Source organism: Methylobacterium sp. GXF4, assembly GCF_000272495.1.
Classification (GTDB): Bacteria; Pseudomonadota; Alphaproteobacteria; order Rhizobiales; family Beijerinckiaceae; genus Methylobacterium; species Methylobacterium brachiatum.
Map to the genome: position 1 here is coordinate 1 of NZ_AKFK01000105.1, position 23,564 is coordinate 23,564.

The 23,564-nt window shown below is 71.3% G+C and carries 23 protein-coding genes; 10 read left to right on the forward strand and 13 right to left on the reverse strand.

The window, feature by feature from the left end:
- Window positions 1–289: 289 nt before the first annotated feature.
- On the reverse strand, window positions 290–2,425 hold the full coding sequence (locus tag WYO_RS27890) for a S9 family peptidase (protein WP_007569106.1): 2,136 nt from the start codon (window positions 2,423–2,425) through the stop codon (window positions 290–292).
- 393 nt (window positions 2,426–2,818) lie between these two features.
- On the opposite strand from WYO_RS27890, the gene WYO_RS27895 reads away from it, so the two are divergent.
- The 3 genes from WYO_RS27895 to WYO_RS27905 all read left to right on the forward strand — a co-directional run bounded on the left by WYO_RS27895 (window position 2,819) and on the right by WYO_RS27905 (window position 4,522).
- A complete protein-coding gene (locus WYO_RS27895) occupies window positions 2,819–3,235 on the forward strand; it encodes a MucR family transcriptional regulator (protein WP_007569108.1) in 417 nt (138 codons plus the stop codon).
- A 187-nt stretch (window positions 3,236–3,422) separates the two neighbouring features.
- Window positions 3,423–3,581, forward strand: a complete 159-nt coding sequence (locus tag WYO_RS27900) for a hypothetical protein (RefSeq protein WP_307354840.1) — start codon at window positions 3,423–3,425, stop codon at window positions 3,579–3,581.
- Window positions 3,582–3,673: 92 nt separating this feature from the next.
- A complete protein-coding gene (locus WYO_RS27905; protein ID WP_007569112.1) occupies window positions 3,674–4,522 on the forward strand; it encodes a DUF6456 domain-containing protein in 849 nt (282 codons plus the stop codon).
- 244 nt (window positions 4,523–4,766) lie between these two features.
- Here the strand turns inward: WYO_RS27905 and WYO_RS27910 are convergent, their stop codons facing one another.
- Window positions 4,767–6,764: a methyl-accepting chemotaxis protein gene (locus WYO_RS27910; protein ID WP_039904565.1), complete on the reverse strand. Its 1,998-nt coding sequence runs from the start codon at window positions 6,762–6,764 to the stop codon at window positions 4,767–4,769.
- 582 nt (window positions 6,765–7,346) lie between these two features.
- On the reverse strand, window positions 7,347–7,781 hold the full coding sequence (locus WYO_RS27915) for a hypothetical protein (protein WP_007569116.1): 435 nt from the start codon (window positions 7,779–7,781) through the stop codon (window positions 7,347–7,349).
- A gap of 243 nt (window positions 7,782–8,024) precedes the next feature.
- On the opposite strand from WYO_RS27915, the gene argJ reads away from it, so the two are divergent.
- From argJ to WYO_RS27930, 3 genes are read left to right on the forward strand one after another with little or no spacing between them, the layout of a single operon-like run.
- The gene (argJ, locus tag WYO_RS27920; protein ID WP_007569118.1) at window positions 8,025–9,275 is read left to right on the forward strand and encodes a bifunctional glutamate N-acetyltransferase/amino-acid acetyltransferase ArgJ; all 1,251 of its coding nucleotides are present in this window, start codon (window positions 8,025–8,027) and stop codon (window positions 9,273–9,275) included.
- On the forward strand, window positions 9,272–9,991 hold the full coding sequence (locus WYO_RS27925; protein WP_007569120.1) for an SIMPL domain-containing protein: 720 nt from the start codon (window positions 9,272–9,274) through the stop codon (window positions 9,989–9,991). Before argJ ends, WYO_RS27925 begins: the two co-directional genes overlap by 4 nt.
- Entirely contained in the window at window positions 9,988–10,404 is a 417-nt protein-coding gene (locus WYO_RS27930) for a (deoxy)nucleoside triphosphate pyrophosphohydrolase (protein WP_007569123.1), read from the forward strand. Before WYO_RS27925 ends, WYO_RS27930 begins: the two co-directional genes overlap by 4 nt.
- 354 nt (window positions 10,405–10,758) lie before the next feature.
- Here WYO_RS27930 and WYO_RS27935 read toward each other — a convergent pair whose 3' ends face one another.
- The 4 genes from WYO_RS27935 to WYO_RS27950 form a co-directional block, all read right to left on the reverse strand.
- Window positions 10,759–11,736, reverse strand: a complete 978-nt coding sequence (locus WYO_RS27935; protein ID WP_007569125.1) for a Gfo/Idh/MocA family oxidoreductase — start codon at window positions 11,734–11,736, stop codon at window positions 10,759–10,761.
- 27 nt (window positions 11,737–11,763) lie between these two features.
- A complete protein-coding gene (locus WYO_RS27940; RefSeq protein ID WP_007569127.1) occupies window positions 11,764–12,171 on the reverse strand; it encodes a DoxX family protein in 408 nt (135 codons plus the stop codon).
- Window positions 12,172–12,209: 38 nt separating this feature from the next.
- The gene (locus WYO_RS27945) at window positions 12,210–12,857 is read right to left on the reverse strand and encodes an alpha/beta hydrolase (RefSeq protein WP_007569129.1); all 648 of its coding nucleotides are present in this window, start codon (window positions 12,855–12,857) and stop codon (window positions 12,210–12,212) included.
- A gap of 62 nt (window positions 12,858–12,919) precedes the next feature.
- Window positions 12,920–13,846 (reverse strand): ring-cleaving dioxygenase, encoded by a 927-nt coding sequence (locus WYO_RS27950; RefSeq protein ID WP_007569131.1) that lies wholly within the window; start codon window positions 13,844–13,846, stop codon window positions 12,920–12,922.
- Window positions 13,847–13,969: 123 nt separating this feature from the next.
- Between WYO_RS27950 and WYO_RS27955 the strand changes: the two genes are divergently transcribed.
- A complete protein-coding gene (locus WYO_RS27955) occupies window positions 13,970–14,923 on the forward strand; it encodes a LysR family transcriptional regulator (protein WP_007569133.1) in 954 nt (317 codons plus the stop codon).
- 398 nt (window positions 14,924–15,321) lie between these two features.
- The gene (locus WYO_RS27960) at window positions 15,322–16,014 is read left to right on the forward strand and encodes a GntR family transcriptional regulator (RefSeq protein WP_007569134.1); all 693 of its coding nucleotides are present in this window, start codon (window positions 15,322–15,324) and stop codon (window positions 16,012–16,014) included.
- A gap of 39 nt (window positions 16,015–16,053) precedes the next feature.
- Here WYO_RS27960 and WYO_RS27965 read toward each other — a convergent pair whose 3' ends face one another.
- Genes WYO_RS27965 through WYO_RS27980 form a run of 4 tightly spaced genes read right to left on the reverse strand, consistent with a single transcriptional unit; the run spans window position 16,054 to window position 19,246 of the window.
- Window positions 16,054–16,632, reverse strand: a complete 579-nt coding sequence (locus WYO_RS27965) for a GbsR/MarR family transcriptional regulator (RefSeq protein ID WP_007569136.1) — start codon at window positions 16,630–16,632, stop codon at window positions 16,054–16,056.
- Window positions 16,633–16,690: 58 nt separating this feature from the next.
- Window positions 16,691–16,813, reverse strand: a complete 123-nt coding sequence (locus tag WYO_RS27970; protein WP_007569138.1) for a DUF2474 family protein — start codon at window positions 16,811–16,813, stop codon at window positions 16,691–16,693.
- Entirely contained in the window at window positions 16,813–17,820 is a 1,008-nt protein-coding gene (gene cydB / locus WYO_RS27975) for a cytochrome d ubiquinol oxidase subunit II (RefSeq protein ID WP_007569141.1), read from the reverse strand. The genes WYO_RS27970 and cydB overlap by 1 nt, the downstream gene beginning before the upstream one ends.
- Window positions 17,821–17,827: 7 nt before the next feature.
- Window positions 17,828–19,246 carry a cytochrome ubiquinol oxidase subunit I gene (locus WYO_RS27980; protein ID WP_007569143.1) on the reverse strand — a complete coding sequence of 473 codons (1,419 nt, stop codon included), beginning with the start codon at window positions 19,244–19,246 and terminating at the stop codon, window positions 17,828–17,830.
- 236 nt (window positions 19,247–19,482) lie between these two features.
- Between WYO_RS27980 and WYO_RS27985 the strand changes: the two genes are divergently transcribed.
- Entirely contained in the window at window positions 19,483–20,709 is a 1,227-nt protein-coding gene (locus WYO_RS27985) for a pyridoxal phosphate-dependent aminotransferase (RefSeq protein ID WP_007569145.1), read from the forward strand.
- A gap of 250 nt (window positions 20,710–20,959) precedes the next feature.
- Here the strand turns inward: WYO_RS27985 and WYO_RS27990 are convergent, their stop codons facing one another.
- Window positions 20,960–21,886 carry a dihydrodipicolinate synthase family protein gene (locus WYO_RS27990; RefSeq protein WP_007569147.1) on the reverse strand — a complete coding sequence of 309 codons (927 nt, stop codon included), beginning with the start codon at window positions 21,884–21,886 and terminating at the stop codon, window positions 20,960–20,962.
- Between the two features lie 204 nt (window positions 21,887–22,090).
- Window positions 22,091–22,312 (reverse strand): cupin domain-containing protein, encoded by a 222-nt coding sequence (locus tag WYO_RS31860; protein WP_007569149.1) that lies wholly within the window; start codon window positions 22,310–22,312, stop codon window positions 22,091–22,093.
- 359 nt (window positions 22,313–22,671) lie between these two features.
- Here WYO_RS31860 and WYO_RS28000 point away from each other — a divergent pair, with 359 nt between their 5' ends.
- Window positions 22,672–23,448 carry an amino acid ABC transporter substrate-binding protein gene (locus tag WYO_RS28000; protein ID WP_007569151.1) on the forward strand — a complete coding sequence of 259 codons (777 nt, stop codon included), beginning with the start codon at window positions 22,672–22,674 and terminating at the stop codon, window positions 23,446–23,448.
- The last annotated feature ends 116 nt before the right edge of the window (window positions 23,449–23,564 follow it).

Here is a 23,564-nt window from a genome sequence, read left to right on the forward strand (position 1 = left end):
CCCGGCCTGACGGCCGGCCCACCCTCCCCCGCAGAGGGGGGAGGGAGGCGCGCTTGGGGTTGGCCTTGGTTCTCGTCCGGCAGCGATGTGGGAACATCGTAGCCCCCATCCCGAGGCGCCGGAGCGCAGCGGAGGCCTCGAAGGAGCCTCCAGCCAACCGCGCGATCCCTGGAGGGCTCGCTCGAGGCCGCTGCGGGGCACCGCAGGATGAGGCAAGGGGGTGGGAAGGGCCGATCAGACGGGACGCAAGGCCCCCGGTGCCGACCGCTTATCCGCCCCTCGACGCTCCCTACGCCCGCCCCACCGCCATCAGCGCGAAGGCGTAGATCAGCGCCACCTCCTCCAGCCGGTCGAAGCGGCCGGCGGCGCCGCCGTGGCCGGCTTCCATGTTGATGCGCAGGAGGATCGGGCCGCCGCCGGTCATGGTGGCGCGCAGGCGGGCGACCCATTTCGCCGGCTCCCAGTAGGTCACCCGCGGGTCGGTGAGGCCGCCGAGCGCGAGGATCGCCGGGTAGTCCTTGGCGGCGACGTTGTCGTAGGGCGAGTACGACAGGATCGTCTCGAAGGCCGCAACGCTCTCGGCCGGATTGCCCCATTCGGGCCATTCCGGCGGGGTGAGCGGCAGTTCCGCGTCCAGCATGGTGTTGAGCACGTCCACGAACGGCACGTCGGCGACGATGCCGGCGAACAGCTCCGGGGCCAGGTTGGCGACCGCGCCCATCAGCATGCCGCCGGCCGATCCCCCGTGGGCGACGATGCGCTTCTCCGCCGTGTAGCCGGCCGCGATCAGCGCCCGCCCGCAGGCGATGAAATCCGTGAAGGTGTTGGGCTTCTTCTCGCGCTTGCCGTCGAGATACCAGCGCCAGCCCTTCTCGGTGCCGCCGCGGACATGCGCGATGGCGTAGACGAAGCCGCGATCGACCAGGCTCAGCAGGTTGGTCCGGAAGCCCGCCGGCATCATCGTCCCGTAGGAGCCGTAGCCGTAGAGCAGGAGCGGCGCGGAGCCGTCGAGCGCAAGGTCCCGGCGGTGCAGGAGCGAGATCGGTACCTGCTCGCCGTCCGGCGCGGTGGCGAACAGCCGGCGGGTGACGTAGGCGGCCGGATCATGCCCGCTCGGGACGTGCTGGCGCTTGCGCAGGGTCCGGTCGCGGCTGTCGCAGGCGTAATCCCAGGTCTCGGACGGGGTTGTCATGGACGAGTAGACGAAGCGGATCGTCGCCGTGTCGAATTCGTGCCCGCCCCGCAGGCCCAGCGCGTAGGCCTCCTCGGGGAAGGCGACGCTGTGCTCGGACTCGTCGGCGAGATCGCGCACGATGATCCGCGGCCGGGCGTTCTCGACTTCGAGGCGGATCAGGTGGCCGGCCAGCAGGTGCAGGTGGCGGATCATCACCCCGGGCCGGTGGGGCACGAGGTCGGTCCAGTTCGCCCGGCCGGGATCGTCCAGGGGGGCGGTGACGATCTTGAAGTCCTCGGCGCCGTCCGCGTTGGTCCGGATGTAGAGCCGGTCGCCGCGATGCTCGACGTCGTAGATCAGCAGCGGCTCGCGGGGCTGGACCAGCCTCAAGGAGCCCGAGGGCGCGTGCCGGTCGAGGAGCCGGATTTCGGAGGTCTCGTGGTCGCTCGCGGTCACGTCCAGGAAGGCGCCGGACTGAGTGCGGCCGATATGGACGAAGTAGCCGGCATCCGGCTCGGTGTAGAGGGTCTCGTCGGCCGATTGCGCGGTGCCGAGGCGGTGGCGCATGACCTTGGCGGGTCGGTGATTGGCGTCGAGGGCCACGTACCAGAAGCTGTGCCCGTCCGCGGCCCAGACGGCCTCGCCGGAGGTCGCCTCGACCCGGTCCTCGAGGTCGAGGCCGGTAGCGAGGTCGCGGACCTTGATCGTGTAGAGTTCCGAGCCCTTGGTGTCGGCGCTCCAGGCGAGCAACCGATGGTCGTCGGAATGGACCGCGGCGGCGATCTCGAAGAACGGCAGGCCCTCGCCCTCGCGGTCGCCGTCGATCAGGATCGTCTCGTCCGGGTCGGGGCCTGACTCCGGCACGTTCGGCGACGTGGACGGCCGCCGGCAGACCAGCGGGTGCTGCCCGCCCTCGCGGTGGCGGGTGTAATAGGCATAGGGCCCGTCGGGATCGGGCACGCCGCTCTCGTCCTCCTGGATGCGGCCGCGCATCTCGGAGACCAGCGCCTTGCGCAGGTCGGCGCTGCTGGCGAGCGCGACTTCCGCGTAGGCGTTCTCGGCCTTGAGGTAGGCGGCGATGTCCTCGGGGAGTGCGGCCGGGTCCTTGAGGACCGCCTGCCAGTTCTCCGCCTTCAACCACGCGTAGTCGTCGACGATCTCCCGTCCGTGGACGCTGAAGCGCCGCGGCCGGGGTTCGGCCACCGGCGCTTCGGTCCGGTGAGCATCAAAGCCGCGCCCGATCTCCGTCATCGTATCTCCCGCCGGGTCCTGTCCGCCCGGTCCGGGCGCCCGGTCCTGGCATGTGTCGCGCCCGGGGCCGCGACGCAAGCCGCCGCGACGCCGGAGCCGGCCGCTGCCAACTTTAAGTTCGATCGAAGCAAGAGCGCATCTACTTCTGGATGGAAAATCTGATCCAATAGTGTCCGGGATCGGACGGATCGAACAGAACTTGGTAATCTCATTCGATCTTGTGGCCTAAAACTTCTTGTTGTACCTTGGTACAAGGGATCGATTGGTGCACGCGCGGCTTGGGGCCAGCACGTTCGCGTCGTGTACCCGTACGTCCCGGCGTGTGATCAGAAACACGCACGAAACTGTCATTGCGCTGGCGAATACAGAGCCTCGCAATACATCGGGGGTATCATGATAAGCGAAAACGGGAAACCCTTAGATCTTGTCGGCGCGACGGCCGAGGTCGTGGCTGCCTATGTGCGTAACAATTCCATTCCGGTGAGCGAGCTCCGCCCGCTGTTCGGCAACGTCTACGCGGCCCTGAAGCGCGTCGCCGAGAGCCATGCGGTCACGGTGTCGGAGCCGGCCGTGCCGGTTGAGGCGTCGGTGACGCCGGATCACATCGTTTGTCTGGAGGACGGCCGGAAGTTCAAGTCGCTCAAGCGGCATCTCCGGGCGATGTACAACATGAGCCCCGAGCAATACCGCGCGAAGTGGAATTTGCCCGCCGACTACCCGATGGTCGCGCCGAATTACGCCAAGACCCGCTCCGAGCTCGCCAAGGCGATCGGGCTGGGCCGGACCGACGCGCTGCGCGACGCCGCCTGAGCCGGACCGGCCCAGACCTTCGGCACAACCGGGGGATACGGGCGAGGGATACGGAACCGATGTCGGACGTTGGGTTTTGATCGCTCGTTTGTGCGATGCGGTCGAGACCCCGTCCGGCGCCGAGGTGCTGTGCATGAACGCGTTTCCCGACCCGCGGGATGGTGATCCTGCGAAAGATCTCGAGCGGATGAACACCCTTCTCTCCGAATGGGCCGCGCGGTCCGCCACCGACAGCGCCGCCCTGATCGATCGCTTCGAAGAATTGGGCTACCCGGTCCGCGGCAAGTCCGAGGACGAGATCGCCGAGATCCTGCGCCAGCCACCGACTCGACCGCGCCGGACCTGATTCTTCTGTTAGGCAAAAAGTCCTTGACTTCGTGGGGGTGTCCTGCAAGGGTCGCGGCCGGTCGAGCCTGCGTACCATGGTGGGAACAAATCATGAACAAAAACTCGAGGGCCGGACGGGCCAGGGCGGGGGCGAGGCGGGGCGCACCGGAGCCGGTCGCCCTGCCGGCGGAGGCCACGCGCCTGCTGGTGCGGCTCGGCGAGGCCGGGGCCTACGCGCGGCCCGATCCGCTGACCGAGGACGGGCTGCTGGTCCGGCGCGGCGGCGACGGGGTCTCGGTGGGCAGCGGGCGTTTCGCGCAGGCCGCCGGGCGGGCGCTGGTCGAGGCCGACCTCGCCGCCTGGGATCCCACGGGCACCCGGCTGACGATCGGGCCGGCCGGGCAGGCGCGGCTGCGACGCAGGCAGGCCCCGGACGGGATGGCCTATCGCGCCCAGCACCAGGATCTGACCGTGATCGACGGCGGCGGCGCGGAGCCGGCCATCCGGAACGCGTCCGAAAATCCCCTGGCCTGGATGGTCCGGCGCCGGAACCCGGACGGCACGCCGCTGATCGATCCGGCCGCGTTCGAGGCCGGCGAGCGGCTGCGCCGGGACATGACGAAGGCGGCGATGCTGCCCCGGATGGGGTCCGACCTCGGCGCGCCCCGGGTCGATGGCGGCGGCGCCCGCGATCCGGCCGCCGCGGCCGACCAGGTGATCGCGGCCCGCCAGCGGGTACGCGGCGCCCTTGACGCGGTCGGCAGCGACCTGTCGGGCCTGCTGATCGACCTCTGCGGCTTCCTCAAGGGCCTGGAGCGGATCGAGGCCGAGCGCCGCTGGCCGGCCCGCTCCGCCAAGGTCGTGGCCCGCATCGCCCTGGGGCGCCTGGCCGAGCATTACGGCCTGGCCCGCGAGGCGACCGGGCCGGATCACGGGCGGTTGCGGCTGTGGCGGGCGTGAGAGCAGAGAGCCGCCGGGGGCGCCCATCGCGCCCTCACCCCGGCAGATCGCGGGCTCTCGGTCGCCCTTCCGACCTCGATCGGGCCAGAGGCTCGGGTGCCGCACAGGCGATCAAGGTCTGACCGGTTCACGAAGTCCGGGGTGCCGGCACCCCCCCGAACGCCGGTCGTCCCGGGATGAGGCCGAGGGCGGGACAGACCCGGCCGGAACGGCGCGTTTCCGTCGGAGCGCGCCGTCGCCCGCCTCAGGCGGCCTGGATGTCCCGCAGGAAGCTATCGACCTCCTGCCGGACCTTCTGGGACTGGGTCGCCAGCTGGGAGGCCGCGTGCAGCACCTGGGTCGCGGCGCTGCCGGTCTCGCTGGACGAGGCCAAGACCTGGACCACGTTGGCCGACACGTCCCGGGTGCCCCGGGCCGCCTCGCCGGCATTGCGCGAGATCTCGCTGGTCGCCGCGGTCTGCTGCACCACCGTCGAGGCGATCGCCCCGCTGATCTCGTTCACCGCCGCGATGGTGCGGGCGATCTGCTCGATCGCGTCCGCGGCCTGGCCCGTGGCGGACTGGATCGCGGCGATCTGGCCGCCGATCTCCTCCGTGGCGCGGGCCGTCTGGCCGGCGAGCTCCTTCACCTCGGCCGCCACCACGGCGAAACCGCGCCCCGCGTCGCCGGCGCGCGCCGCCTCGATGGTCGCGTTGAGCGCAAGCAGGTTGGTCTGCCCGGCGATCCCGGAGATCATCGTCACCGCGGCGCCGATCTGCTCGGCGGCCACCCGCAGGCTGGCCATGGCGGCGTTGGTCGCCTGCGCCTCATGGGCGGCGGCACCCGCGACCTCGTTGGAGCGGATCACCTGCCGCTCGATCTCCTGCAGCGACGCGACCATCTCCTCGGCGGCCGCCGCCACGGTCTGGACGTTGGTCGAGGCCTGCTCGGCGGCGGCGCTGGAGGCCACCGCCTGATTGTTGGTGTCGTCGGCGACCTGGGTCATCGAGCGCGCCGTGGCGTCGAGCTCCGTGGCGGCCCCGGTGACCACCTCGAGCGAGGCCGCGACGTTCTGCTGGAAGGCCCTGACCAATTGGTCGACCCGCTCGACCCGGCTGAGCCGGGCGGCCTGCTCGGCGGCCTGGGCGGCCTCCAGCTCGGCCCGGGCGATGGCGTTCTGGCGGAACACGTCCACCGCCTTGGCCATCTCGCGCATCTCGTCACGCACCTTCGGCTGCGGCACCGCCACGTTGGTGTCGCCCTCGGCCAGGCGCTTCATCGCGTTGGTCATGCCGACGATCGGCCGGATGATGCTGCGGGCGATCAGGAAGGCCAGCGCGCCGCCGAGCACCACCGCCAGGGTGATCAGGCCGATCTGGATGCGCCGGGCGTTCTCCACCGACGCGGTGGTCGCCTCGGTGAGCTCGTTCACGGCGACGAAGATCTTGTCGCGCGCGGTCTCGCCGACCCGTTCGATCGACGCCGCGAACGGCTTGATGCCCGTCTCGAACGCGTCATTGGCGACGCTCATCGCGCCGTCCCAGGCCGTCAAGGTCGCCGCATAGGCGTCCAGCCCCTCGGCGACCGCCTTGATCTCCGGCGCGACGATCGCGCCGCCCTCCACCGCGCCGAAGGCCTTCAGGGCGCCGCGCGCCTGCTCGACCGCCGCCAGGAACCCGGCCCGATCCTCGGCCGAAAGCCGCATGGTGAAGCGCGCGGCCTCGAGCCGGGCCCGCAGGATGGTGTTCTCGATCTTCTGAACGCGATCGGACATCGCGGCGCTCGTGCGCTCGCGAACCGCGACGACCAGCGCGTCCAAGGCGCGCGCGAGCGCGTCACCGGCCTTGAACATGTTCGTCCGGGTCTCGTTCACGCGCAGGCCGGCCGTCGCGAGCCGCTCCAGCCCCGGCTTCAGGGCGCGGGCATCGTCGCGCATCTGCCCGTAGAGCGGGCGGCGCTCGGTATGCATGGCCCGGGCGAAATGCATCTCGCTCGTCTCCTCGATGGCGCGCCGCGACTGCTCCATCGCGGTGATCTGCTCGGCGCTCGGGGCGAGGCGGTAATGCTCTGCGGCGCCGGTCAGGCGGGCCGCGAGGCTGTTGATCGTGAGAATCGACCGTACGCCGACGTCGAACCGAGCGCGCATCTCGTATTGGTCGGTGATGAAGCTCTGTTGATAGAGCGAATACGCACCGATGCCGCCGGCAATCAGCACGAGCATGGCGAAGCCGGCATAGAGCCGGTGGCGAATTCCCAACTTCACGGGTGGACGACTTTCCAAAGAGCATGCCCGCATCGGGCACGACGCCGATAAAAGTCGGATCGATGACACTATTGTGTCAGCATTCGCACCTCAACCTCAGGTATTTTCAAAGTTGTTATTGTTTTAATATTGGACTTTACCTTACAGTCGCGCGCAGGACGCAAGAGTAAAGATTCGCGGCGGTCGGATGGGGGCAATCCGCCCGGCCAATTCAGAGCTCGGTCGACACCTTTGAATTCACGATCATATTCGAGGAATTTTTATGACAATCCTATTTTATACCCGCTGAGATCAAGTTTCCGCGGACGATGCCGAGCCAACAGGACTCCTCGGACCAACAACCAAGAGTCTATCATCTCCTGGGATCCCGATGCCCTGCGCGGACAGCCGCTTGTCGGAGACCCGAAGCGCCGTCCGGCCGCGGGCATTCGGACCGATGCTCCGAGGCCCGGATTTCGGCCCGGGAAGCCCGGTTGGGAGATTCCAGGCTAAGCCCGCACGACCGATTCGGCGCGCGTCTGTCGGGCGGGCGACGGGCCGGGGGCAGACGTGGCGACGAGGATGTGCGCGCGACGACGCGCGTCAGGCCACGCGATTCGCCAGGGCCTCGCGCATCAGGCTGGCGACCATCCCGTCCTGGAACTGCTCGCGCTGGATGAACAGCGCGTCCGGAACCAGCACCGAGGCGTCCTGCTCAGGCGGGTCGACCGGATCGCTGGAGAGGACGATGCGCAGGCCCGGGCGCAGAGCCCGCGCCTCGACCGCGAGCTGCGCGCAACACAGGCCGCCCTGCAGCGCCGCGTCCACCACCATCACGTCCACGGGCAGCCCGAGGGCCAGGACCGTCATGGCGTCGACGCCCCGGTCGCAGGCGGTCACCTGGTAGCCCAGCATCCGGATCTCGGCGGAAATCTCGTCGCGCCAGCGCTTGTGGCGGCCGACGACCAGCACCTGGATCCGGTAACAAACGCCCTGGGGCAGCCTGCCGGAGGCCGTCTCGACGTCGGTTGTGGGCATCGTCCGCACTCGACCTCGCTCTGGCTTTGCGATGCATCATGCTAAGCCGGGAACTCAGTCGCGCGCAAGCCTTCGTGCGCAGGCCTTTGGCCGCGAAGGCGCCGCATTCCGCGCCGCTGTTGCCCAAAGCGCATGCAGCCCGAAGCGTGGTCATAGCGTAGGCTTGCGGTTGACGGCGCCGGGGTCGCGCGGGCAACACCGGGCCGCCGCGGGAGGCCCCGCGCGCTGCCGGAGCTTGAGCCGATGTCGTCCGCGAAATCCCCTCCCGTCTCTCCGCTGGCGCCCGCTACGGTGCCGGATCTGCCGCCGCTGCCGGGCGTGCGGATCGCCACCGCCCAGGCCGGCATCCGCTACAGCGGCCGCACCGACGTGCTCTACGTCGATCTCGCCCCCGGCACCCGGGCGGCCGGGGTGTTCACCCGCTCGAAATGTCCCTCGGCGCCGGTGGATTGGTGCCGCGAGGCCCTGTCGCACGGCGCAGCCCGGGCCGTGGTGGTCAATTCGGGCAACGCCAACGCCTTCACGGGCCGGCTCGGCCGGGAGGCCGTCGCCAAGACCGTGCAGATCGCCGCGCAGGCCGCCGGCTGCAGCGACCGGGAGGTCTACGTCGCCTCCACCGGCGTGATCGGCGAGCCGCTGCCGGCCGAGCGATTCGAGGGCGTGCTGGCCGATTGCGCCGCCCGGGCCACGGACGGGCCGGCCGCCTGGGCCGAGGCCGCCCGGGCGATCATGACCACCGACACCTTCCCCAAGCTCGCGACCCGCACCGCCGAGATCGACGGCGTGCGCGTCACCATCAACGGCATCGCCAAGGGCGCCGGCATGATCGCCCCCGACATGGCGACGATGCTGGCCTTCGTGTTCACCGACGCCGCCCTGCCCCAGGCGGCGCTCCAGGCCCTGCTCGCGGCCGGCACCAAGACCAGCTTCAACTGCGTGACGGTGGACGGCGACACCTCGACCTCCGACACCCTGCTGCTGTTTTCCACCGCCAAGGCCGGCAATGCCGAGATCGCCGACGCCGCCGACCCGCGGCTCGCCGGCTTCCGGGACGCGCTCGACAGCCTGCTGATCGAGCTGGCCCAGCTCGTCGCCAAGGACGGCGAAGGCGCGCGCAAGTTCGTCACCGTGCGGGTCACCGGCGCCGAGAGCGACGCCTCCGCCCACAGGATCGCCCTATCGATCGCCAACTCGCCGCTGGTGAAGACCGCGGTGGCCGGCGAGGACGCCAATTGGGGCCGGGTGGTGATGGCGGTGGGCAAGGCCGGCGAGCCCGCCGACCGGGACCGCCTGGCGATCTGGTTCGGCGACGTGCGCGTGGCCGTCCAGGGCGCCCGCGATCCGGATTACAGCGAGGACGCCGCCAGCGCGGTGATGCGCGAGCCGGAGATCGAGATCCGGGTCGATCTCGGGCTGGGCGAGGGGAAAGCCCGCGTCTGGACCTGCGACCTGACCAAGGCCTACATCGAGATCAACGGGGATTACCGCTCGTGAGGGCCGGTCTCGCCGGACTGCTCCTGCTGGCGCTGCTACCCGCCGGGGCGCAGGCCGACGATGCGGACTGCAAACGGCGTATCAGCGTCGTCGGGCGCGCCGCCGAGGCGCGGGCGCCCGACTTCGCCGAAATCACCGTCGGGATCGAGGCCCGGGGCGCGACCCCGGCCGCCGCCCTCGACGCCGCCTCGAAGGCCGTGGCCGGGATCTCGGCGCAGGCGCGGGCGCTCGGCGTGCCGCCGGCCGATATCGGCACCGCCGCGGTGACGCTCCAGGCCGGCTCGCGCAGCGTGACCCGGCCGGGCGGCGCGGTCACCGAGGAGCCCGACGGCTACCGGGCCGGCAACCGCGTGACGGTCCGGCTGGCCGACATGGACCGCCTGGGCGACCTGCTGCGCCAGGCGCTCGATTCGGGCGCGAACCGGATCGACGGGGTCAGCTTCGGCCTGCGCGATCCCGACACCGCCGAATCGGCGCTCCAGGTCGCGGCCGCCCGGGATGCCCGGAGCCGGGCCGAGGCCCTGGCCGAGGCGGTGGGTGCCAAGCTCGGGCCCCTCTGCACCCTGGGCAACCCAGGCGCCGCGGTCCCGCCGCCGCCGGTCTACAGCCGAGCGCTGGCGGCCCCGATGGCCGCCAAGGGCCGGCGCGTCCCGATCGAGGCCGGCACGATCCAGCTCTCCTCCGAGGTCTCGGCCAGCTTCGCGGTGGCGCCGTGAGCCAGCCGCTGCGCCTGTTGCTGGTGGTCGCGGTGGCGCTGGTCGATGTCGACGGCCGCGTTCTGGTGAGCGAGCGCCCGGCGGGCAAGCAGCTCGCCGGCCTGTGGGAATTTCCCGGCGGCAAGGTCGAGGCCGGCGAGCGCCCGGAGGAGACCCTGATCCGGGAGCTGTCCGAGGAGCTCGGCATCCGGGTCGAGGAACCGTGCCTGGCGCCGCTGACCTTCGCGAGCCACGCCTATCCGGATTTCCACCTGCTGATGCCGCTCTACGTCTGCCGGCGCTGGTCGGGCACGCCGCGCCCGATGGAGGGCCAAGCGCTCAAATGGGTCCGCCCCAAGGCCCTGCGCGACCTCGCCATGCCCCCGGCCGACGCGCCGCTGATCCCGTTCCTGGTCGAGCTGCTGGGGAGCTGATCCGGGCCCGGAGCGGGGGGCTATCGCCGTCCTTGCACGCCGCAAATCGGTGACGGCGTAGGATACCCGGTCCGTACAGGCCACGCGCCTCCTCCTTTACGGGCTACTGGCTACACAGATTTTCGGAGACCCGGCGCCGGGACGGGGCGCAGGTCCCCTCTCCCGCACGGGAGAGGGGGCACGTCGCGCCGCTTCGCCGGCGGCGGTGCTCAGCGGAGATATATGAACCTCGTAGCCCGCGAGGGGGGAAGGGAGAGGCGCGCATGACGGGCTGCCGCCCTCATCCGCCAACGGGGGGCGGAGTGGGGAACATGCCGCCCCTCCGGGGATATCGAGGCGGCGGCACCCGAAACCTCACAGCGCCAGAATCCCCTCCACCGCCTCCTGCACGGCGAGCGCTTCGGCGAGGGTGGCGAGGTGGTGGGGCTCGCCGCGCGTCATGCGGACGACGCCCGCGAGCTGGCGGCGCAGCGCGATCGGGCGCACCTCTGCGTTGGGGAGCGCATTGGGAGCCGGGGTGAAGGTCCCGTCCAGGCCGCGGCGCTCGGCGATGGCCCAGTCGCGCAGGCGGATGGCGCCGGCATCGCCCTCCAGCGTCCAGGTGTTGTGGTCGTCCTCGGCGACGCCGCCGACCCGGCCGGTCAGGGTCACGGGAATGCCGCCGGCCCTCAGCGTCACGTCGATCGCCCGCTCGGAGCGACCGGCCTCCGGGAAGGCGACCGTGCCGGCGAGCCCGTCCAGCGGCCCGCACAGGCGGCGGGCGAGGAACAGGAAATGCGAGACGACCTCGCGGGTGAAGCCGCCCTCGGCCCGGGCGTCGAGCCAGCGCGCCGCGTCGGCCTGCCAGGGGCGCGGCCAGCGGGCGAAGGCCACCGCGATGCTGAGCCGGCGGGGCGTCCCGACGGCGCCCTCGGCGATCCAGCGCTCCAGCGCCGCGACGCCGGGCGAGGAGGCGAACGGGAAGTTCACCGCCCCGGCCGCCCCGGCCTCGGCCACGAAGGCGCGGGCGTCGGCAAGGTCGATCGCCAGGGGCTTCTCACAGAAGACGGTCCGGCCGGCGGCCAGCGCCGCCCGGGCGTAGCCGAGATGCGAGGCCGGCGGCGAGGCGACGTAGACGCAGGCGCTGGCCGCCACGACGGCGTCGGAATCGGCAACCTGCGGCACCGCCGGGAAGGCGGCGCCGACCCGGGCCAGAGCCTCCGGGGACGGGTCCCACAGGGCGACGACCCGGACCGGCGAATCCGACGCGCCGTGGAGCACGCCGATCAGGCGCTCGCCCATGATGCCGGCGCCGATGATCCCGAGGGCGAGCGGCTGGTCGGTTGTGGTCATCCCGGTTCCCTGTGTGACGACGCCCGGTCAGGCCCGGCCCCGACGGGCGTCGAGGCTGACCGGGCCGGCCCCGAAGGCCGCGACCTGAAGCAAGCCGCCCGCCACGGCAAGGTTCTTGAGGAAGTGGAACATCTGGTTCGGGTCCGCCAGGGCCGTGTGGAAGGTCAGGGCGGTGGCCACCGCGAATCCCGCAAGCGCCAGGGCGACGAGCCGGGTCCGGTAGCCGGTAATCAGCAGCAGGCCGCCCAGGACCTCCACCAGGGCGGCGGCCGCGAACGACACCTCCGGCAGCGGCAGGCCGGCGGACCGGATTGTGGCGAGCGTCGCAGCCGGGGCGGCGAGCTTGCCGATTCCGCTCACCAGGAACAGCGCGCTCATCAGGACCCGGCCGGTCACCGGCAGCAGGGCAGTGGCGGAGGCGATCGGGGCGGCCATGGCAATACTCCGGTTCAACGTGGGATACCTTGCGAGGATCAGGCCGCGCCCGGCTGGGCGAGGCCGCGGACCCAGTCGGCCGCGAGGCTGACATCGGCCTGCGACAGGCCGTGGCCGACCGGCAGGATCCGGTGTTCGACCGCCGCGCCGGCGGCTGTGAGCTGCCGGGCCAGCCGGCCGGCATTCTCGGCCGGGACGATCGGGTCCATCGCCCCGGAGAGCATCAGCACCGGCTTGCCCGCGAGGTCGGCGGCGGGCGGCTCGGCCAGCGGCACCATCGGCCGGATCAGCACCGCGCCCGCCAGCACCTCCGGGTGCAGCATCAGCAGCGCGGCGGCGATGTTGGCGCCGTTCGAGAAGCCGAGGGCCAGCGGCGCGGCAAGGCCGTAGCGCGCCCGCGCCGCCGCCACGAAGGCCGCGAGATCCGCGGTGCGGCGGCGCAGGTCGGCCTCGTCGAACACCCCCTCGGCCAGCCGCCGGAAGAAGCGCGGCATGCCGTTCTCGGATACCGCCCCACGGGGCGACAGCAGGGCGGCGCCCGGGGCCACGATCCGGCCGAGCGGCAGGAGATCGTGCTCGTTGCCGCCGGTCCCGTGCAGGAGCAGCAGCGGCCGCGCCTCGGTGGCGCCGGGCTCGAAGTGATGGATCAGGCCGGGGGCATTGGGCGTGCGGACGTCTTGGGTCATGGCGACCTCGCTGATGAGTATCCTCGCACCTCCGCCCCGTTCGTCCGGGGCGGAGATCTGGTTCAGGCGACCTTCGGCAGCACCGCCTCGATCTGGGCTCGGTGCGGCTCCAGCCCGGCGGGCAGCTTCAGGGCGGTGCCGAGGGCATCCATCGGCTCGTCCACGGCGAAGCCGGGGGCGTCGGTGGCGATCTCGAACAGCACGCCGCCGGGCTCGCGGAAGTAGACCGACCGGAAATACTGGCGGTCCCGCTGCTCGGTGACCTGGAGGCCGAGCCCGGCGAGCTTGTCCGCCATCGCGGCCTGCGCGGCATCGTCCGCCGCCCGGAACGCGATGTGGTGGACCGAGCCCGCCCCCTGACGGCCGGGCAGGAAGCCGCCGACCGCCCGGAGGGTCACGAAGCTGCCAAGCGCCGCGCTGCCGGCGAACCGGATCAGGTTGCCCTCGCGGGCCTCCTCGCGCAGGCCCAGCACCTCCGTGAGGATCGCGGCCGTGGCCTCGGCCCGCTCCAGGAGGAGCGTGACCCCGTGCAGGCCGCGGATCGCGTGCTCGGCCGGAACCTCGGCCGAGGCCCAGGCGGCCTCCGCCTCGGCGCCGTCGACGCCGACGAGCGCCAGCATCATCCCGTCCGGGTCGCGGAACCGCAGGGTCGGCGCACCGAACACCTGGACCAGCGGCTCGTGGGCGACGCCCTTCTCGATCAGCCGGTGGGTCCACCAGCCGATCGAGCCGCGGGGCACCCGGAACGCGGTCTCCTGGGTCTCGCCGATCCCGACCCGGCCGGGGGCCGCATGCGCGATCGGGAAGAAGGTCAGGATCGTGCCGGGCTGCCCGGCCGCGTCGCCGTAATACAGGTGGTAGGTGCCCGGATCGTCGAAGTTGACGGTCTTCTTCACCAGCCGCTGGCCGAGCACGCGGGTGTGGAAGTCGAGGTTGCGGAGGGCCGGGCCGGAAAAGGCCGTGACGTGGTGGAGGCCGGACTGCACCATGACGCTATCTCCCGAGAAGCCGCCCTGCGTTGCGCGGGGCGTTTGCGATGACGGCAATCTGGCCCTTGCGAAGGCGCCTTAAAATAGAAACGATGGAAACCCATCGTTTCTGGAATGCGACTCATGCGGCTCCCCGATTTCGAGGCCTGGGCGGTCTTCGCCAAGGTGGTGGAGGTCGGCTCCTTCGGCCGGGCCGCGGAGGATCTGGGCCTGTCGAAGGGCACCGTCTCGAAGGCGGTCGGCCGGCTGGAGGCGCGGATCGGCGCGCGGCTGTTCAACCGCACCTCGCGCAAGCTCGCCCTGACGGAGGCCGGCCACGCCGCCAAGGCCAGCGCCGCCCGGATCCTGGCGGAGGGCGAGGCCGCGGAGGCGCTGGCCATCGCGGGCGCCGCCGAGCCGCGCGGCCTCGTGCGCCTGGCCGCGCCGATGACCTTCGGGGTGATGCATGTCGCGCCGCTCCTGCCGGATTTCCTGCGGCAGCACCCGGCCGTCTCGGTGGACCTGCACCTGTCCGACGCCGTGGTCGACCTCGTGGGCGGCGGCTTCGATATCGGGCTGCGGATCGCGGCCCTGCCCGATTCCTCCTTGCGCGCCCGGCGGCTCTGCGCGATCCGGCGCTCGCTGGTGGCGACGCCCGCCTATCTCGACCGGCACGGACGGCCCGTGCATCCGGACGACCTCGCCCGCCACGCCTGCCTGGGCTACGCCTACCTGCCGACCCCCGACCGCTGGCGGTTCATCGACGACTCGGGTGCGGAGGCCGTGATCGTGCCGGGCGGGCCGCTGCGCGCGAACAACGCCGAGGCGCTGGCGCCGGCGCTCCGGGCCGGCCTCGGCCTCGCCCTGCAGCCCGATTTCATGATCTGGGACGATCTGGAAACCGGGCGCCTCGAGCGGGTCCTGCCCGGCTGGTCGCCGCCGCCGATCGCGCTCCACCTCGTGACGCCCCCCGGCGACCCGCGGCCGGCCCGGATCACGGCGCTGATCGGCTATCTCGGGCAGAGGCTCGCCCAGGCACCCTGGGCCGGGACGGCACCGCACCAGCCGAGCCGGATGGCGGCCCGGCCCGGGGCGTGAATGTCGGAATCGTACAAAACTTACCCTGTGGATGATTTTATACAAATATTCTTGACTTGCATGATCGTATCTGGCGTGGTCGATAAAGCTTAGGTACCCTTGTGTCCTTGAGGGTTTCGACGTCTGTCAGCGGCCCATCTATGCCCGGTCCCGGCGCCCCTCAGGTTGTGTGTGGGCGCTCTATCCGGGCCGGTGCGCATGCGACCGACGACGGGACCGTCTCGAAGGCCGGCCCGCCGTTGCGCGTGTTCGCAGCCGCCCGATGAGGCCGGCCATGCGGGCCCTGCGGAGCGCGGTTCGGCCTGTTCCCCGAGCCCGCCCGCGATTCAGGCATTGGCCTTGCGATTGCACGCGCGGCTTCCGGTGCCGGGCGATCCGATCCTGTCCCTGAGGCCCTGATGTCCCCTGCGGCACACCTTCGACCCGCGCCCGACCGGCTCGTCCACAAGACCGTGGCTGCCGCCGTCGCCGAGTCGCTGCGGCAGCGGATCCTGACCGGCGAGTTCCCAGCCGGCACCCAGCTGCGCCAGGACGCGCTGGCGGAGGAGTTCGGGATCAGCCGGATCCCGATCCGGGAGGCCCTGCTGCAGCTCGAGGCCACCGGCCTGATCAAGATCATGCCGCATCGCGGCGCCGTGGTCTCGGGCCTGTCGGTGGAGGAGGTGGAGGACATCTTCACCCTCCGGGTCCAGCTCGAGCCGGAATTGCTGGCCCTCTCGGCGCGGCGCCTGTCGCAGGCGGATTTCGAGGCGCTGCACGGCCTCACCGAGGATTACAGCGCCGCCCTGGCGGCCGGCGAGATCCTGCGCTGGGGCGAGCTGAACCGGCGTTTCCACCTCGATCTGCTGCAGCACGCCGAGCGCCCGCGGTCGCTGAGCATCGTCGCCGGCCTGCTGCAGGATTGCGACCGCCCGACCCGGCTCCAGCTCTCGGCCTCCGGGGACGTCGCCCGCGCCGACCGGGAGCACCGGGAGATCCTGGCCCTGTGCGAGGCCGGAAAGATCGACAAGGCCGCCGACCTCCTGCGCCGCCATATCGAGAACGCGGCGCAATCGCTGATCGCGATCTACCGGCGCGCGCTCAGCGCGTGAGCCGGCGGGTGCGACCCGCCCCGCGGATATCCCGGCTCCTCACTCCCCCTTGTCGGTCCGCCGCACGAGGCGGCCGGGCAGGCCGGTCAGGTGGTCCTTCATCGCCAGCACCTTCTGGACCTTCGAGCCGAGGGTGAGGAGCTGGACCAGGCGCTCGGTGTCGAGCCGGCGCACGTCGGCGTACCAGCCGGCGAACAGCTCGAACAGGTCGTGCATCTCCCGCAGCCGGGCCTGGGCGTGGCGCTCCGCCTCGGTTCCGGCCTCGACCATGAGCAGCTCGCGCAGCAGGGTCAGGGTCGGGTCGATCTCGCGCTTCTTGCGCTCCTCGACCAGGGTGCGGACGATCTGCCAGATGTCCTCCGGGGTGGCGAAATAGTCCCGCCGATCCCCGGGCATGTGCTGGAGCCGCACGAGGTTCCAGGCCTGCAGCTCCTTGAGCCCCATGCTGACATTGGAGCGCGAGACGCCCAGCCGCTCGACGATCTCGTCGGCGTTGAGCGGCCGCTCGGCCACGAACAGCAGGGCGTAGATCTGCCCCACGGTCCGGTTGATGCCCCAGCGCGAGCCCATCTCGCCGAAATGCAGCACGAAGGTCTGGATCAGGGGAGGCAGGTGCACGGCGGCGATCCGTCGAACGGTTTGGGCCCCCGGGAAAGCGGGGGGCGTTGCCGGCTTATCAGCTCTTGAGCCAGAACCGGAGGAGCGTCGCCACGGCGCCGAGGCCGAGGATGCTCCCGGCCCAGATCGCGGCGAACCAGGCGAGCCGTTTCCACAGGGGGAGCGGGGTTGCAGGCGCCATCAGTGATACCCGTGCGCGTCGACTTTGCCGCGGAACACCCAGTAGGAATACGCGGTGTAGATCAGGATGATCGGGACCAGGATCGCGGCGCCGACCAGCATGAAGATCTGGCTCGCCTCGGGGGCCGCGGCCTGCCAGATCGTGATCCGGCCCGGCACCACGTCGGGGAAGATGCTGATCCCGAGCCCCAGGAACGACAGGGCGAACAGGCCGAGCGCGATCAGGAACGGCGCCCGCTCGCCCCCGTCCCGCAGGGTCCGCCACAGGGCGTAGGCGGCGAGCGCCACCAGCAGCGGCACCTGCGCCGAGACCAGCACGTTCGGCATCGCCAGCCAGCGTTCGAAGTAGCGCCCCTGCAGGAACGGCGTCGCGGCGCTGACCAGCGCGATCGCCGCCACCGTGGCGAGCGTCAGGCGCTGCGCCAGCCGGCGGGCCTGGAGCTGGAGCAGCCCTTCGGTACGCATCACCAGCCAGGTCGCCCCGAGCAGCGCGTAGGCGACCACGAGGCTCGCGCCGACCAGCAGGCTGAACGGCGTCAGCCAGTCCCACCAGCCGCCGGCATAGGCCCGGCCCTCGACCGCGATGCCCTGCAGGAGCGCGCCGAGCGCGATCCCCTGGGCGAGCGCCGCCACCACCGAGCCGCCCGTGAAGGCGACGTCCCAGGCCGCCCGGTGGCGGGGATCGCGCCAGCGGAACTCGAACGCGACGCCGCGAAAAATCAGCCCGAGCAGCATGGCGATGATCGGCGCGTAGAGCGCCGGCAGGATCACCGCGTAGGCCAGCGGGAAGGCCGCGAACAGGCCGCCGCCGCCCAGAACCAGCCAGGTCTCGTTGCCGTCCCAGACCGGGGCGACCGAGTTCATCGCGGTGTCGCGCTCCGGCCCCGGCCGCAGGGCCGGGAACAGGATGCCGATGCCGAGATCGAAACCGTCCATGACGATGTAGGCGAAGACCGCGAAGGCGATCACGAAGGCCCAGATCACGGTGAGATCGACGCTGTAGAGCATGGCTGCCTCACTCGGCCGGCTGGAGGGCGCGGTCGGGATCGACCGACGGGGCGGGGGTGATGCCGGCGGTGCGGATCGGCGCGCCGGGCTCGATCCCGGTCTCGCCGGCATGGGGCGGCTGGGCCATCAGGCGCAGGATGTAGAACACCCCCATGGCAAACACCGAGAAGTAGATCACCACGAAGGCGGTGAGCGAGGCGGCCACCGCCGGGCCGTGGAGCGGCGAGGCCGATTGCGCGGTCCGCAGCAGGCCGTAGACCGTGTAGGGCTGGCGCCCGACCTCGGTGGTGATCCAGCCGGCCAGCACCGCCACGAACCCGGCCGGCCCCATGGCGACGGCGAAGCGGTGCAGCGGGCTCCACCGGTAGAGCGCCCCGCGCCAGCGCGCGAGCAGGCTCAGGGTCCCGAGCAGCAGCATCAGCATGCCGAGCCCGACCATGACGCGGAACGACCAGAACACGATCGGCACCGGCGGCCAGTCCGTGCGCGGCAGGCTGTCGAGGCCGGCGAGCGGCGCGTCGAAGCTGTGCTTGAGCACGAGCGAGGACAGCTTCGGGATCTCCACCGCGTAGCGGATCGTGCCGGCCTCCTGGTCGGGCAGGCCGAACAGGACCAGGGGCGCCCCGTCCGGGTGGCTCTGGAAATGGCCCTCCATGGCCATGACCTTGGCGGGCTGGTGCTCGAGGGTGTTGAGCCCGTGGGCGTCGCCCGCGAGGATCTGGACCGGCGCCACCAGGGCGGCCATCCACATCGCCATCGAGAACATGGTCCGCGCCGCCGGGTTGGCCCGGTCGCGCAGCAGGTGCCAGGCGCCGACCGCGCCGACCACGAGCGCCGTGGTCAGGTAGGCCGCCAGCACCATGTGGACGAGGCGGTACGGGAAGGACGGGTTGAACACGATCGCCCACCAGTCCAGCGGCACGAACTGGCCCGCGGCGTTGGTGCCGTAGCCCGTTGGCGTCTGCATCCAGGAATTCACCGACAGGATCCAGAAGGCCGAGAAGAAGGTCCCGAACGCCACCATCAGGGTCGCGGCGAAGTGCAGGCGCGGCCCGACCTTGCTCATCCCGAACAGCATGACCCCGAGGAAGCCGGCCTCCAGGAAGAAGGCCGAGAGCACCTCGTAGGCCATCATCGGGCCGAGGACCGGGCCGGTCTTGTCGGAGAAGACCGACCAGTTGGTGCCGAACTGGTAGGACATCACCAGGCCGGAGACCACGCCCATGGCGAAGGCGATGGCGAAGATCTTCAGCCAGTACTTGAACAGGTCCATGAAGACCTGCCGGCCGGTGGCGAGCCACAGGCCCTCCAGCACGGCGAGGAAGCTCGCCAGCCCGATCGAGAAGGCCGGGAACACGATGTGGAACGCCACCGTGAAGCCGAACTGGATGCGGGCGAGGATCAGGGGGTCGAGGGTGTCGAGCACGACGAATCTCCGGCTCGGGATCTGTGCCTTGACGTATATCAATTTCAGAAATTTCTGAAAAGCCGAAACTCACTGAACCTGTGCCGGGGCTGGCCTGGGCCTGGACGCGCGCGGCCGGACACGGCAGGCTCGCGCCGATTCCCCGAACGGCCGGGACCTTGCAGGCATGGCGCCCGCCCGCTTGCCGCCGCGCCGCGCGGCGCGCCGTTCCCCGGACACCACGAGACCCGTCGCCCATGGCCGAACCCGTTGCCGCTGCCGCCCTCGACGCGCCCGTCGACCTCGCCGCCCTCCTCTCGGAGCGCATCCGCGGCATCGGCACGAGCCAGATCGGCCTGGTGGCGGATCGCGGCCGGGACGATCCGGACGTGGTCAAGCTCTGGATCGGCGAGGGCGACCTGCCGACGCCGCCCTTCATCGTCGAGGCGGCGCACCGGGCGATGCAGGCCGGGCATACCCGCTACACCACCTCGCTCGGCCTGCCGGCCCTGCGGGCGGCGCTCGGCGCCTATCACGCCCGGCACTGGGGCGTGGACGTCCCGGCGGATCGGTTCGCCGTCACGGCCGGGGGCATGAACGCGATCATGCAGGCCGCGCAGGCGCTGCTGGAGCCGGGCGACGAGATCCTCATCCCCGCCCCGGCCTGGCCGAACCTCGCCGAGGCGGTCCGCATCACCGGCGGCGTGCCGGTGACGGTGCCCTACCGGATCCAGCCCGACGGGCGCTTCACGCTGCCGCTCTCCGACATCGAGGCGGCCCTGACGCCGCGCACCCGGGTGATCATGGTCAACTCGCCGTCGAACCCGACCGGCTGGACCATGCCGCTCGCCGAGATGACGGCGCTGCGCGACCTCGCCCGGGCGCGCGGCCTGTGGATCCTCTCCGACGAGGTCTACGCGCACTTCACCTACGGCAACCAGATCGCCCCGTCCTTCCTGCAGATCTGCACGGAGGACGACCGCCTGATCGTCACCAACACCTTTTCGAAGAACTGGGCGATGACCGGCTGGCGCGCCGGCTGGGTGATCTTCCCCCGGGGCCTGGCGCCGACCTTCGCCAAGCTCGGCCAGTACAGCACCACCTCGATCCCGACCTTCATCCAGCACGCCTGCATCGCGGCCCTCGACGAGGGCGACGGCTTCATCCGCACGATGGTCGACCGCTGCGCCGAGGCCCGGGCGATCTTGGTGGAGGGGCTGGCCCGCCTGCCCGGCGTGACGGTGGCGCCGCCGGACGGCGCCTTCTACCTCATGCCCCGGATCGCCGGAGACGAGCCGAGCCTCGACCTCGCCTACCGCCTGCTGCGCGACGCCAAGGTCGGCGTCGCCCCGGGCACCGCCTTCGGTCCCGCGGGCGAAGGCCTGATCCGCATCTGCTTCGCCATCAGCCCGGAGCTGGCGCGGGAGGCGGTGCGGCGGTTGTCGGGGGTGTTGGGGACGGGTTCGTCCGGGCGGGCGAACTGATCCGGGGGCCTGCGGTTTCAGCTTTGGCGCAAGAGTAGGGTCCCCACATTGCCGGATGACGCGCGGGTCCCCTCTCCCGTGCGGGAGAGGGACAGGGTGAGGGATGCGCCCTGTCCGGAAAGACCTGATCCCTCACCCCAACCCTCTCCCGCACGGGAGAGGGAGTCCGTCGCGCCTTCTGGACCCCGATGTGAGCCTCACAGTGAGGGAAAGCCGGGCGTCTGTCAGACCGCCACGCGCCCGATACCCCTCACCGCCCCCAGCGCAGCACCAGCGCATCGTTGCGCCGGGCGAGCTCGATCAGCGCCGAGCGCGTATCGGGATGGAGCGGCTGGAGCGGCAGGCGGACGGTCTCGTGGGCGATGATGCCGCCCTCGGCCATCAGCGCCTTGCAGGCCAAGAGCCCGCATTGCCGGTTCTCGTGGTTGATCAGCGGCAGCCAGCGCGCGTAGGCGTCGAGCGCGTCGTTCCGGCGGCCGGCCGCGTAGGCGTCGGTGATCTGGCGGATGCCGTCCGGATAGGCGCCGCCGGTCATCGCCCCGGTGGCGCCGGCATCGAGATCGGCCATCAGGGTGATCGCCTCCTCGCCGTCCCAGGGGCCGATAACCGCATCGCCGCCGAGCGCGATCAGCTCGCGCAGCTTGCCCGCCGCCCCGGGGGTCTCGATCTTGAAGTAGGAGACGTTCTCGATCTCCCGGGCCATGCGGGCCAGGAACGCGGCCGAGAGCGGCGTGCCCGCCACCGGCGCGTCCTGGATCATGATCGGGATCGAGATCGCGTCCGAGACGCCGCGGAAGAAATCGTAGATGCCGAGTTCCGGCACCCGGATCGTGGCGCCGTGATAGGGCGGCATGACCATCACCATGGCGGCGCCGGCTGCTTCAGCCCGGCGCGAGCGCTCGGCGCAGACCTGCGTGGCGAAGTGGGTGGTCGTCACGATCACCGGCACCCGGCCGGCGACGTGGTCTAGCACGGCGTCCATCACGGTCTCGCGCTCGGCGTCGGTGAGGACGAACTGCTCGGAAAAGTTCGCCAGGATGCAGATGCCGTGGCTGCCGGCCTCGATCATGAAGTCGATCGCCCGGCGCTGCCCGTCGAGATCGAGGGCGCCCGAGGCGTCGAACACCGTGGGGGCGACCGGGAAGACGCCCCGGTAGGGCTGGGCGGGCGAGCTCATGCGCGATCCTCCGCCGGGGCGGGCCGCGCGCCCCGGCTCACAGGAAGAGACCGGTCCGGGCCGCTCCGGGGCCGCGCGGCCACCCCGGAACGGCGACACGCCGGCACTGTGCCGAAGGATCATCCGAGATCAACGCCCGTCCCGGCGCGGGCTCGACAAAAGCCGCGATGTGTTTGCGCGGCGCCGGCTCGGGTGCCGCAAGCCTTACGCCGACAGGATCAGCCGGATGAGCTTGCTCACCACGGAGCCGACATTCACGAACCCGTGCGCGACATCGACCCGGATCGTCGCCGTGTCGCCGCCCTCCAGGGTGATGACTTCCCGGGTCGTGTGGATCTCCAGGCGTCCCGACAGGATATGGAAGATCTCGCGGGTTCCGGCCTTGTGGGCGGCGAAGCGGCTCGACGTGGCGCCGGCCCGCCGCAACCTCGGAAAATTTTCTCCCCCATCCACAGCTTGAGGGCCCGATCGACGCTCGGTCCCCGCTCCGCCATCCCGGGGCCGCACGGCGGGTCCGGGGGGCGGAAAGGCCGGCCCGCTCAGAGCCTTGCGGCGCCGGCGGCCCGTGTTCGGGCACGTCCGGGCCGGAAACCGCGCGGGCCGATGCAGAGAACGGATCGGCCCGAAATCCGGCGCCTCCGGAAAGACCCTGCTCCCGGGCGAAACCCCGCCCCGGCGCGGCGTAGGCGCCGCCGGGGCCGCTTGGTATAGGAGTTCAGGCCTGACGCCGGCGGTGACGGGCCGGCCCCGAAGCACCCGATCATCCAGCCCTGGAGTTCCCCGTGATGCGTCTTGTCTCCGCCGCCCGCGTGGCCGTCTTCGCCGCCGCGGCGCTTCTCATGGGCGCGTCCGCGCGGGCCGACGACCTCGACGCGATCCGGGCCGCCAAGACCCTGCGGATCGGCACCGAGGGGACCTACGCGCCGTTCAGCTTCCACGACGCCTCCGGGGCGCTGGCCGGGTTCGACGTGGAGATCGGCCGCAAGGTCGCCGAGAAGCTCGGCGTCACGCCCCAGTTCGTCGAGGGCAAGTGGGACGGCCTGATCGCCGGGCTCGATGCCAAGCGCTACGACGTGGTGATCAACCAGGTCAGCATCACCAAGGAGCGCCAGGCGAAGTTCGACTTCTCCGAGCCCTATATCCGCTCCCGGGCCGTGCTGATCACCCGGGCCGACAACGGCACGATCAAGTCCTTCGCCGACCTGAAGGGCAAGAAGTCCGCGCAGAGCCTGAGCAGCAACTTCGCCCGGCTGGCCACCGAGGCCGGGGCCGAGCCGGTCGGCACCGACGGGTTCGACCAGTCGATCCAGCTGGTCGTCACCGGCCGTGCCGACGCCACCGTCAACGACAACCTATCCTTCCTCGACTTCCACAAGAAGCAGCCGAACGCCCCCGTGAAGATCGTCGCCCAGAAGGATGACGCCGACGCCTCCGGCATCCTCCTGCGCAAGAACAACCCCGCCCTGAAGGCGGCGATCGACAAGGCGCTCGCCGAGATCAAGGCCGACGGCAGCTACGCGGCGATCGCGCAGACGTATTTCGGGGCGGACGTTTCGCGGTAGATAGCCGCCCTCCCCCCTCCGGTCCGCGCAGGCCGCGACGCGCCCCCTCTCCCGTGCGGGAGAGGGTTGGGGTGAGGGGACAGGTCTATCGGGAAAGGTCGCATCCCTCACCCTGT